10 protein-coding genes are annotated in these 11,437 nt (G+C 74.0%); 4 read left to right on the top strand and 6 right to left on the bottom strand.

Annotated features, from left to right (window positions below):
- Window positions 1-63 precede the first annotated feature (63 nt).
- The 3 genes from Cch01nite_RS18290 to Cch01nite_RS18300 all read left to right on the top strand — a co-directional run bounded on the left by Cch01nite_RS18290 (window position 64) and on the right by Cch01nite_RS18300 (window position 3,681).
- Complete coding sequence (locus Cch01nite_RS18290) at window positions 64-639, top strand: NYN domain-containing protein (protein WP_203757924.1); 576 nt, start codon at window positions 64-66, stop codon at window positions 637-639.
- A gap of 257 nt (window positions 640-896) precedes the next feature.
- The gene (locus Cch01nite_RS18295) at window positions 897-1,481 is read left to right on the top strand and encodes a hypothetical protein (protein WP_239071009.1); all 585 of its coding nucleotides are present in this window, start codon (window positions 897-899) and stop codon (window positions 1,479-1,481) included.
- A 1-nt stretch (window position 1,482) separates the two neighbouring features.
- Entirely contained in the window at window positions 1,483-3,681 is a 2,199-nt protein-coding gene (locus tag Cch01nite_RS18300; RefSeq protein WP_203757925.1) for a hypothetical protein, read from the top strand.
- A gap of 64 nt (window positions 3,682-3,745) precedes the next feature.
- Here Cch01nite_RS18300 and Cch01nite_RS18305 read toward each other — a convergent pair whose 3' ends face one another.
- The 6 genes from Cch01nite_RS18305 to nirB form a co-directional block, all read right to left on the bottom strand.
- The gene (locus Cch01nite_RS18305; protein WP_203757926.1) at window positions 3,746-4,513 is read right to left on the bottom strand and encodes an alpha/beta hydrolase; all 768 of its coding nucleotides are present in this window, start codon (window positions 4,511-4,513) and stop codon (window positions 3,746-3,748) included.
- Window positions 4,514-4,616: 103 nt separating this feature from the next.
- Window positions 4,617-5,348 (bottom strand): sirohydrochlorin chelatase, encoded by a 732-nt coding sequence (locus Cch01nite_RS18310; RefSeq protein ID WP_203757927.1) that lies wholly within the window; start codon window positions 5,346-5,348, stop codon window positions 4,617-4,619.
- Complete coding sequence (locus Cch01nite_RS18315; protein WP_203757928.1) at window positions 5,345-6,463, bottom strand: uroporphyrinogen-III synthase; 1,119 nt, start codon at window positions 6,461-6,463, stop codon at window positions 5,345-5,347. The genes Cch01nite_RS18310 and Cch01nite_RS18315 overlap by 4 nt, the downstream gene beginning before the upstream one ends.
- Entirely contained in the window at window positions 6,460-7,722 is a 1,263-nt protein-coding gene (gene cobA / locus Cch01nite_RS18320) for a uroporphyrinogen-III C-methyltransferase (protein ID WP_203757995.1), read from the bottom strand. The genes Cch01nite_RS18315 and cobA overlap by 4 nt, the downstream gene beginning before the upstream one ends.
- A 5-nt stretch (window positions 7,723-7,727) precedes the next feature.
- Window positions 7,728-8,114, bottom strand: a complete 387-nt coding sequence (nirD, locus tag Cch01nite_RS18325; RefSeq protein ID WP_203757929.1) for a nitrite reductase small subunit NirD — start codon at window positions 8,112-8,114, stop codon at window positions 7,728-7,730.
- Entirely contained in the window at window positions 8,111-10,693 is a 2,583-nt protein-coding gene (gene nirB, locus Cch01nite_RS18330; RefSeq protein ID WP_203757930.1) for a nitrite reductase large subunit NirB, read from the bottom strand. The genes nirD and nirB overlap by 4 nt, the downstream gene beginning before the upstream one ends.
- 156 nt (window positions 10,694-10,849) lie before the next feature.
- On the opposite strand from nirB, the gene Cch01nite_RS18335 reads away from it, so the two are divergent.
- Window positions 10,850-11,398, top strand: a complete 549-nt coding sequence (locus tag Cch01nite_RS18335) for a DUF1697 domain-containing protein (RefSeq protein WP_203757931.1) — start codon at window positions 10,850-10,852, stop codon at window positions 11,396-11,398.
- Window positions 11,399-11,437 lie beyond the last annotated feature (39 nt).

Below are 11,437 nucleotides of genomic sequence, written 5' to 3' on the forward strand. Positions count from 1 at the left end.
GCGGGTGCCGGGCCGTCGTCGTGCCCGGCGCCCGTCCCGGGAACCCGCCGATACGCTGGCCCGATGAGCCAGGACACCGCCGGCAGGACCACGTACCTCCTCGTCGACGGCGAGAACATCGACGCGACCCTCGGCTCGTCGATCCTCGGCGGCCGCCCGACGCCCGAGCAGCGTCCCCGCTGGGAGCGGGTGCTGCAGTTCGCGCAGCAGACGTGGCAGCAGCCGGTCAAGGGCCTGTTCTTCCTCAACGCGTCGAACGGCAACCTGCCGATGCCGTTCGTGCAGGCGCTGCTCGCGATCGGGTTCCAGCCGATCCCGCTGTCGGGCGAGTCGTACGAGAAGGTCGTCGACATCGGCATCAAGCGCACGCTCGCCGCGATCGCGCAGCGCGAGGGTGACGTGCTCCTGGCCAGCCACGACGGCGACTTCGCCCCCGAGGTCGAGGTGCTGGTCGACGACCCGGACCGGCGGGTGGGGCTGCTGGCGTTCCGGGAGTTCACGAGCACCGCGCTGGCCGGCCTGACGGCGCGCGGGCTGTCGACGTTCGACCTGGAGTCGGACGTCGCCGCGTTCAACGTGCAGCTGCCGCGCCTGCGGATCATCCCGCTCGAGGAGTTCGACCCGCTGCGCTACCTGTGACCGACGGCGTCGCCTCCGTTTTGACCGGATTCGTGACCCAGGTCACAGACCTGTAACGGTTACCTGATACCGGTCCGGATTTACCTAGGACGCGGGACCAATTACCTAGTACCGCATGGCTCACGTGTCGCCCTCGCTGGTAGACATCGCTCGGTTCCACCCCGGCAGCCCGGCGCGCGCACCCGTCAACGGCGACGGAGGCGGTGCACCGGACCGGGGTGGACGTCCATCCAGCGGTTCACCACATCGAGGTGGTCATGAGGCGACACATCCTCGCGGGGGTCTTCCTCGCGGTCCTGACGACGGCGATCGTCCTGCTCTCCGACGCGTTCGGTCTCGACGTCCAGGGCGTCGCCCTGCTCGGCGCGGCCCTCGGCGGCGCCCTCGGGCTCGTCCCGGACCGGTCCCCCGCCCAGCGTGCCGGCGCGTTCGGCGTGGGCTTCGTCGCAGCCTGGGTCGGCTACGCCGTCCGCGCCGCGGTGCTGCCCGACACGAGCGGCGGCCGCGCGGTCGCCGTGCTCCTCGTCCTGCTGCTGTGCCTCGCGGTCGCGGCCGGGACCCGGGGCCGTCTGCCGCTGTGGGCGACGCTCCTGGGCGCCGCCGCGATGGCCGGTGCCTACGAGCTCACCTACGCGGCCGACCCGACCGCGTTCGTCAGCTCGTCGTGGAGCACCGCGACGTCCGTGCTGCTCGCCGCCGGTGCCGGCTTCGTCGCCACGTCGCTGCTCGGCCCGCAGGTCGAGGCCGACCGCGAGCGCGAGCGCGTCGCCGAGCAGCAGGAGTACGAGCAGACGTTCGCCCCCGCCGACCCCCGTCCGTTCCAGCCCGCCACGGAGGCCTGACGTGCGCCGTCCCACCGCCACCAGCCTGTGCGCCCTCGCCCTGGTCCCGCTGCTCGTCGGCACGACCGGCGGTGCCGCGATCGCCGCGGACCCCGGTGACGTGAGCGTCACCAACACCGAGACCGTCCAGGCGCGGCTCAACGCGAACGGCGGCCTCGTCAAGGCCCGCGTGTACGAGCAGCTCGACCTGTCCGGACACGGCTCCGCGACGATCACCAACCCGGTCTCGACGAGCGGCCTGCGCAACCTCGACGGCTTCGGCGGGTACACCGTGAAGAACGGTGCGGTCGTCACGACGGTCGACGTGGACGGCGAGCGCCGGCTGCGCTCCGTGAGCGACTACAAGGAGGACCTCCCGCTGCAGGTCGCGGTGAGCTACCTGTTCGACGGGAAGCCCGTCGAGCCCGGCGCCGTCGTCGGCAGGACCGGCGAGCTGACTGTGAGGTACACGGTCAAGAACGTCACGGGCAAGCAGCAGGACGTCCAGTACGACGACGGCAGCGGCGCGAAGGCCACCGCGAAGGCCGAGACGGTCGTCCCGATGATCGGCTCGCTCACCACCACGCTCCCGTCGTCGTTCACCGAGGTCCGGTCCGACGAGGCCGCCATGGCCGGCGACGGGCACGGCGGCACGCTCATGACGTTCCAGATGACGCTCTTCCCGCCCATCGGGTCCGCGACCGCCGAGTTCGGCTACACGGCGCACGTCTCGAAGGGCGTCGTCCCGCCCGCCACGCTCACCTCGCTGCCCGTGTCGCCGCTCGACTTCCCGTCCTACAAGGCCGGCTCCGCGAGCTACCAGTCCGGCGCGAACAGCGGCGTCGACCTGACGTCCGGCGCCGTGCAGATCGACTCCAACCTGCTGCTCCTGCGCGACGGGGCGTCCGAGCTCCTCGCAGGGCTGCTCCAGCTGCGGGACGGCGCGAACCAGCTCTCGGACGGCCTGAACGGCGAGGCCGCCCCGGGCGCCGCGCAGCTCGCCGACGGCAGCCGCAAGCTCTCCTCCGGGCTGGCCGAGGCGAACGCCAAGGCCCCCCAGCTCATCGCCGGGCTGACACAGGTCGACGGCGGTCTCGCGATGGTCGACTCCGGCCTCGCGAAGATGTACACCGACATCGGCGGCCTGCCGGAGGCCGCCAAGCCGCTCCACGCGGGGATCGCGAGGCTGCGCGACTCCATCGGGTCGTTCGACCAGTCGGGCGCCGTGGTCCCGGGCAAGACCCTGCTCTACGGGGTCGACTCCCTGCGGGCGACGGTGAAGACGAGCGCAGCCCAGGCTCCCGGGCTCGCCGCGGCAGCGAGCGCGGTCGACGGTGGCGTGGCCAACGCGATCGAGCAGCTGAGCCACGTGACGAGCTCGGACAACGACACCGCACTCACCGAGGCCAAGAACGCCCTCACGGGCATCAAGGGCTATGCGCCTGTCGTCAAGGCGGGTACGGCGCAGACCTCGACCGACCTGACGGCCGCGCTCGGTGTGCTGATCGGCGTCGAGTGCGGGCTCAGCTCGAAGGCGCTGCAGGAGTGCCGGAAGGACACGCCCGGGCTGCTCGAAGGTCTGACTGCCACCAAGAAGGTCGACGGGTTCGACGGCGTCGACGCGGGCGTCGACCAGCTCGTGGGCGGGGTCATCTCCAAGGTGCAGGGCGGCGTCGGTGGCGCGACGGACACCCAGGCCAGCAACACCCTGCGTGGAGGTGTCCACTCGCTGCAGGGCGGTGTCGCGCAGCTCAACGCGGGCGGCAAGACGCTGCAGAGCGGCCTCGGTCAGCTCGGTGCAGGTGCGTCGCAGCTCGACAAGGGTGCGCACGACCTCGCGTCCGGCCTGAAGGACGCGGCGGACGGCTCGACGCAGCTCGCGGACGGCCTGGCCACCGCGGCCGACGGCGCGCCCGGGCTCGTCGACGGTGCGCAGCAGCTCTCGGACCAGGGCACCTCGCAGCTCGTCGAGAGCGGCGAGGAGACCGCGGCGGACTACGGCGTGAAGTACGCCGTGCTGCAGGCGGGTGCCGAGCGGGCGTCGACCGAGGGCATGGCGTACGGCGCGCCGGACGGCGCGGTCGGTGCCACGGCGTACTCGATCGAGATCGCCGGGGTCGACGGCGAGGGCGTGAACGCGACCGGCCGCGGGCTGGCGGCGGTGGCGCTGTTCGCCCTCGGTGCGGGGATCGCGACGGTGGTGCGCCGCCGGCTCGTCTGACCCTCCAAGCCCACCGCGGGCGTCGCGACCTCCCCCCGGTCGCGGCGCCCGCGGTGCTGTGGCGTCAGTTCGCGAAGCCTGCGGCCAGGGCGTCGTCGATCGCCTTCTCGACCTCGGCCTTGTGCGGGCCGCCGAACAGCGCGACGCCGTGCGCTCCCCCGTCGAGCACCCGGTACGTGCTCGGGTCGTCGGCGCGCGAGACGAGCTTCGAGACGTCGGCGCCGACGACGGTGTCGTCGGCGGACGCGATGACGAGCAGCGGCCCGTCGTAGGTGCTGTCGGTGGCGCGGCCGCTCTCCCCGTCGAACTCCGCGGGCGGGCTCAGCGCCACGACGGCCTTCGGGTAGATCTCGTCGGCGAGACCCGCGACGTACGTGCCGCCCTTCGACGCCCCGACGAGCGCGAAGTCCTGCGCGCCGATGGTGCGGAGCACCTGGACGGCGTCCCGCACGGACTGCGCGCTGTTCTCGGACCAGCTGAACGTGCCGACGAGGTACCCCTGGCCTGCGAGCCGGGTGAGCTGGTCGGCCCACTCGCACGGGCCGCTCTGGTTCTGCGGCGCGAGGAGCACGGCCTTCGCGCCGGACCCGGTCCAGGCGACGAGCGTCGGGTCGTCCTCGGGACCCGTCGCGGCGGTCGCGGTGCCCTCCGGGAGGCAGTCGGGGACCTCGGCGGCCCGCAGGTCCGGAGACGGTCCGATGGTGGGTCCGCCCTCCGTGGGCGCGGACGTGTAGTCACCGCCGTCCGACGTGCAGCCGGCGAGCAGCGCACCACCGGCGACGAGGGCGAGCAGCGGGACGAGGACGCGGGAGCGGGGCGAGTCGGTGTGCACCGACGATTCGTACGGCGGGTGCGTCGACGCGGCAAGAGCGTGTCCACGGACCGACCCTGCCGAAACGCTTAGGCCGGTCGGACCTGCGACGACGCCGCGACGGTCAGCCGACCGGCGGCACTGCGGCCGCGGCGTCGTCGAAGCGGTCGAGGACGATCTCGACGAGCCGCTCGTCGGGCGCCAGCGGGTCCGCGACCACGTCGGCGCCCGCCTCGAGGACCCGGTCGTGGAAGTACCCCGGGGCCAGCAGGTACGACGCGACGACCACGCGGCCGTCACCGGTGAGCCCCTCGCGTGCGGCGGCGACCGCGGCGGGCACGCGCGGCTCGGCTCCCGCGCCGTACCCGATGGTCACGGGCTGGTCGAGGGCGTCCGACAGGCCCGCCGCCACGGCCTCGACGGCCAGTGCCGCGGCCGCGTCGCTCGACCCGGCGGCCGCGAGCACCACGACGTCGCCCTCCCGCAGGCCGGCCGTCGCGAGCCGGTCGACGAGGATCTCGACGAGCCGGTCGTCCGGCCCGAGGGGTGCGGACGCCTCCGCGGCCGGCACGTCCACCGCCGCGGCGATGTCGACCTTCACGTGGAACCCGACAGACAGCAGCAACGGCACGACGACGACGCCCGGCGCACCCTCGTCGAGCGTCTCCCGGACGACGTCCGCGACCTCGGGCTGCTGGACGTCGACGAACGCCTCCCGGACCACGAGGTCGGGCCGCCGGGTCCGGACCCCGTCGAGGATCGAGCGGATCGCCGCCCGGCCGTCCTCGTTGCCGGTGCCGTGCGAGCAGCCGACGAGCGCGGGAGCGGGCCGGGCGGCATGCATCGCGTTCGTCATGCGGTGTGCTCGAGCTCGAGGCGGTAGCCGCGCTTGACGACGGTCTTGATGAGCTCGCGGCTGCCCGTCGCGTCGCGCAGCCGGGCCACGGCGACCTCGGCGGCGTGCGGGTCGCGCGACTCGCCCGGGAGCACCTGCAGCACGAGCTCGCGCGGCACGACGGACCCGTGCGCCGAGGCGAGCAGGCGCAGCACCTCCAGGCCGCTCGGCGTGAGCGGGAGCACGTGGCCGTCGAGCACCGCCGCGCCCCGGAACACCTGCAGCGGCCCCGCGACCGTGTTGAGCGCCTGCAGGCCGCCGTAGTGCGCGACGAGCGAGCGCACGAGCGAGCCGAGGCGGCCCCGGTCGGGGACGAGCGGCTCGATGCCCCGGTCGACCAGCGGCCGCGCCGTGACCGGACCGACGGCGGCCATCACGACGCCGCCGGCACGGGCGAGCTCCACGATCGCGTCGGTGACCCCGGCCTCGTCGGCGGCCGCGAGCCAGGCAGCCGCACCCGGGGCCGAGGTGAAGACCACCGTGTCCACCTCGCCGCCCGCGACGGCCTTCACGGACGCGGTGACCACGGCAGGGTCGGGCGGCGGCCCCCAGCGGTAGACGACGAGGCTGCGGACCGTCGCGCCGGCCGCGGCGAACGCCTCGTCGAGGCCGTCGGCGCCCGCACCGTGGTGCTGCACGGCGATCTTCAGCCCGGCGACGCCGTCGTCGAGCAGCACCTCCGCGATCTCGGCGCTCGTCTCGGACTCGGCGACCCAGTCGGCGGTGAGTCCGGCCGCCTGGATGGCACCACGGGCCTTCGGACCGCGCGCGACGATCCGCGTCTGCTTCAGCGTGTCGACGAGCTGCTCCGCGAGGCCCACCGCGTCGGCGGCCTCGATCCAGCCGCGGAAGCCGATGCCCGTCGTGACGACGACCGTGTCCGGCGGGTCGGCGAGCAGGGCACGCGTGCCCTCGATGAGGGCGGCGTCGTCGGTGTGCGGCACCATGCCGAGCGCCGGTGCGTGCCGGACGGACGCGCCGCGCCTGGTCAGGGCGGCGGCGAGCTCGGCGGACCGGCGGTCGGCCGTGATCAGGACGACGCACCCCGCAAGCGTCTGGTCGATGGGGTCGCTCACGAGGTCATTGTGTCGCGTGCGTGTGGCACGGACGTTTCGGCGCCACCGGTCGGTCCGCTCGCACCGTCGAGCAGCCCCGCGGCGGCGACCCGTCCGAGCACCACGACGGCCGGCGCACGGACGCCGACCTCGGCGGCCCGCGCGGCGATCTCGCCGAGCGGGGCGCGCGTCACGCGCTGGGTCGGCAGCGAGCCGTTCTCGACGACGGCGACCGGGGTCGACGGGTCGACGCCCGCCTCGACCGCCTGCACGGTCAGGTCCGGCAGCACCGCGACGCCCATGAGCACCACGACCGTGCAGGACGCGTCCCGCAGCCCCGTGAGCGCGGCCGACGACCATCCGTCGTGCCCGTTCATCACGTGCACCGCGCCGACGGTCCCGCGGTGGGTCAGCGGGATGCCCGCGGACGCAGGAGCTGCGAACGCGCTGCTCACGCCAGGGACGACCTCGACCGGGACGCCCGCCTCACGGCACGCGACCACCTCTTCGCCGCCGCGGCCGTACAGGAACGGGTCGCCGCCCTTGAGCCGCACGACGAACCGGCCGCGCTGCGCCTGCTCGACGAGGATCCGGCAGATCTCGTCCTGCGGCACGGGGTGGTGGCCGGGCGTCTTGCCGACGTCGATCACCTCGACGTCCGCAGGGAGCTCGTCGAGGACCTCGACGGGGCCGAGACGGTCGGTGACGACGACGTCGGCCTGCGCGAGTGCCCGGCGGGCCGCGACGGTCATGAGCGCCGGGTCGCCCGGCCCGCCGCCGACGAGCACCACGCGGCCCTCGCCGGGTCGGCGGGGTCGTCGGGCGCGCAGGTCGAGGCCACCCTCGTGCAGCACGTCGGACAGCGCGTCCCGCACCGCGGTGGTCCGTCGGGGGTCGGGCGCACCCGTCGACACGACACCGACGAGCACGTCGCCGCTGCGGGTCGTCGCCGGGGTGCGCGCCGTGCCGGACGCGCCGGATCCGGCGTCCACGCAGAACGTGCGCCGCTGGGCCGCCCACCGGCCGACGGCGCCGTCCGTGGCCCGGTCGCCCGTCGCGGTGTGCACGAGCCACACGTCGTCGAGGTCGCTCTCGACGACCTCGCGGGCGCGCCACTCGACGAGGCCCCACCGGTGCAGGTCGAGCAGCACCTCGCACAGCTGGGGCGCGACGACGGTCACCCGGGCGGCGTCGGCGAGCAGCCCCTGGACCCGCCGGGCGGCGACCGGCCCTCCGCCGACGACGAGCACGGGCCGGCCGGTGAGGTCGAGCCCGAGCATCGTCGTCACGGGGTCCCCACCTCGACGACGCCGTCGCGCACCCGGACGGGCCACGCGGTGAGGTCGGCGGACGCGCCCGCGACGGGCGTCTTGCCCGCGGCGTCGAGGCAGGCACCCGTGACCAGGTCGAAGACCTGCTTGTACATGGGCGACGCGACCGTCGGGGCCTCGACGCCGTCGACCGTGCGGGTGCCGACGATCCCCCGTGAGATCACGTAGGCGTCGCTGAACGGGTCGTGCTGGTCGACCGCGAGGACCCGGCCGTCGACCAGCCGGAACAGGGCGACCTGGCGGCCGTCCAGCAGGGCCGCGGCGCCGCGCTCGGGGGCGAGGTCGTCGACCCGGCACACGGCCTGCCAGGTGCGGGTCTCGGGGGTGTCCAGGACGGTCATGACCGCACCTCCAGCGTCGATCCGGCGACGAGCACGGGCTCTCCGCGGCCGGCCGCGGCACGCTCGTCGGGTGTGGCAGGTCGTGCCTGGCCGCGCTCGGGGACGTAGGCCAGGGACGGGTCGGGCACCTCGGGGGCGTTGACGAACGACGCGAACCGCCGCAGCTTCTCGGGGTCCTCGAGCGTGGCCCGCCACTCGTCCTCGTACTCCTCGACGTGCTGCGCCATCTGCGCGTCGAGGTCCGCGGCCATGCCGAGCGAGTCCTCCAGGACGACGGCCCGGACGCCGTCGAGGCCGCCCTCCACCTCGTCGACCCACGGCGCCGTGCGCTGCAGCCGGTCGGCGGTGCGGATGTAGTAGAGGAGGAACCGGTCGATCGCACGGATCAGGTCCTCGGTGGTGAGGTCCTCCGCGAGCAGCTGCGCGTGCCGCGGCGTGAACCCGCCGTTGCCGCCGACGTAGAGGTTCCAGCCCTTGTCGGTCGCGATGACGCCGACGTCCTTGCCGCGGGCCTCCGCGCACTCGCGGGCGCAGCCGGAGACGCCGAGCTTGAGCTTGTGCGGCGAGCGCAGGCCCCGGTACCGGAGCTCGAGCAGCACCGCGAGCGCCACCGAGTCCTGCACGCCGAACCGGCACCACGTGGAGCCGACGCACGACTTCACGGTCCGCAGCGACTTCCCGTACGCGTGCCCGGACTCGAAGCCGGCGTCGACGAGCCGCTGCCAGATGAGCGGGAGCTGGTCGATGCGAGCCCCGAACAGGTCGATCCGCTGGCCGCCGGTGATCTTCGTGTAGAGGCCGTAGTCCTTCGCGACCTCGCCGATCGCGATGAGGCCTTCCGGCGTGACCTCGCCGCCCGGGATGCGCGGCACCACCGAGTACGAGCCGTCCTTCTGCAGGTTCGCCATGACGTGGTCGTTGGTGTCCTGCAGGGCGGCGCGCTCACCGTCGAGGACGTGCGCGGGGGCGGTCGTCGCGAGGATCGACGCGACCGCAGGCTTGCAGATGTCGCAGCCGCGGCCGGTGCCGAACCGCTCGACGACCTCGGTGAAGCTGCGCAGGCCGGCGACCCGGACGGCGTCGTAGAGCTGCGCGCGGGACAGCGCGAAGTGCTCGCACAGCGCGGAGCTGACGGTGATGCCCTGCTTGGTGAGCTCGGTGGTGACGAGCTTCTTGACGAGCGGCAGGCACGACCCGCAGCTCGTGCCGGCCTTCGTGCACGCCTTGACCGCGCCGACGTCGGTGCACTCGTGCTCGGTGACCGCGGCCCGGATGGTCCCGGCGGACACGTTGTTGCACGAGCAGACGCCCGCGTCGTCGGGCAGCTCCAGGTCCGGCGCTCCCCCGCCGCCCTCCGGCAGGAGGAACACGGCCGGGTCGCCGGGCAGCTCGCGGCCCAGCATCGGCCGCAGGCTCGCGTAGGCGGACGCGTCGCCGACGAGGACGCCGCCGAGCAGCGTGCGCGCGTCGTCCGACATGACGAGCTTCTTGTAGACGCCGTTCACCGGGTCCGCCCAGACGAGCTCGAGCGCACCCTCGGTGCGGCCGAACGCGTCGCCGAAGCTCGCGACGTCGACGCCCGCGAGCTTGAGCTTCGTCGCGGTGTCCGCGCCGGGGAACTCCGCCGCACCGCCGAGCAGGCGGTCCGCGGTGACCTCCGCCATCGCGTAGCCAGGGGCGACGAGGCCGATGCACGCACCCTGGATGCAGGCCACCTCGCCGACCGCCGACACGTCGGGGTCCGACGTGAGGCACGTGTCGTCGACGACGACACCGCCGCGCGGGCCGACCTCCAGGCCGGACGTGCGTGCGAGCTCGTCGCGGGGCCGCACGCCCGCGGCCACGACGACCACGTCGGCGTCCACCCGACCGCCGTCCGCGAGGTCGAGCCGGCCGACGCCGCCGCGACGGTGCGGGCGGATCCGGACCGTCATGGCCTTGACCCGGACGCCGACGCCGATGTTGTTGATGAGCCGGCGCAGCGCCTCGCCGCCGCCCAGGTCGAGCTGCGTGTCCATGAGGTGGGTGCCGACCTGCAGCACGGTGGCCTGGGCGCCGAGCGCGTGCAGCGCACCCGCCGCCTCCAGGCCGAGCAGACCGCCGCCGAGCACCGCGCCGCGCACCGGGCGGACCAGGTCCTGCTGCAGCTTCTCGACGTACCCGCGCAGCGCGGCGACGTCGTCGATCGTCCGGTAGACGAACACCCCGGGCAGGTCCGCGCCCTCCGTCGGCGGCACCCACGCGTACGACCCGGTCGCGAGGACCAGGTGGTCGTAGGTGTAGGTACGGCCCGACGCGGCCGTCACCGTGCGCGCCTCGCGGTCGATCTGTGTCACCTTGTCGTCGCGGACGAGGCGGACGAGCGGGTCGCGCCACAGGTCGGCGTCGCCGAGCGCGAGGTCCTCGGGGTCGCGGCCGGAGAAGTAGCTCGTCAGTGCGACACGGTCGTAGGGGCGGCGAGGCTCCTCGGCGAGGACGGTGATCCGCCAGGCGCCGGCGGTGTCGCGGTCGCGGAGGGCTTCGACGAGCCGCTGCGCGACCATGCCGCCGCCGACGACGACGAGGTGACGGGGGTCCATGGGTGGCTCCGGTCGGTCGGGGGGACGAGGGCAAGTCCGACGGTAGGAAGCGCGTGTTTCGCGCGGTGTCGCCGGTCCGTTACCCCGAAGGAACGTTGTCCGCACATCTGGCGTGGTGGGCGTGTGAGTGTGGGTGGGGGCTGGCACGGTGGGCGCATGACTGCTGTGGTCGCCCTGCTCAGGGCCGTGAACGTCGGGAGCCGGACCGTGAGGTCCGCCGAGCTCAAGGCGGTGGCGACGTCGCTGGGCCACACCGAGGTCGTGACCTACGTGAACAGCGGGAACCTCGTGCTGGTGCCCGCGGACGGTGCGTCGCCCGACGACGTGGCCGCCGGGCTGTCGGCGGCGTTCGAGTCGCAGTACGGGTTCGCGGTGCCGGTCGTGGCGCGGACCGCCGCCGAGTGGGAGCTGGTCGTGCGGGCGCTGCCGTTCCGCGCGGAGGCGGAGAGCGATCGTTCGCACCTGGTCGTGTACTGCTGGGACGGCGTGCCGGACGTCGCGTCGATCCGGACCTTCGACGCGTCCGTCTACGGGAACGAGACGGTCATCTGGCACGGCCGCGAGACGTACGCGTACTACCCGGACGGCATCGGGCGGTCCAAGCTCACGCTCCCCGTGCTGTCCAAGGCCGCCGGCCGGGTCGGGACCGCCCGCAACTGGAGGACCGTCCTGGCCCTCCAGAAGCTGGCCCAGGAACGGTCCTGAAGAACGATGTCGCTGGTCGGGACCCGTTTGGTTGAATCG

It is taken from the genome of Cellulomonas chitinilytica (genome assembly GCF_016862675.1).
Taxonomy (GTDB): Bacteria; Actinomycetota; Actinomycetes; order Actinomycetales; family Cellulomonadaceae; genus Cellulomonas; species Cellulomonas chitinilytica.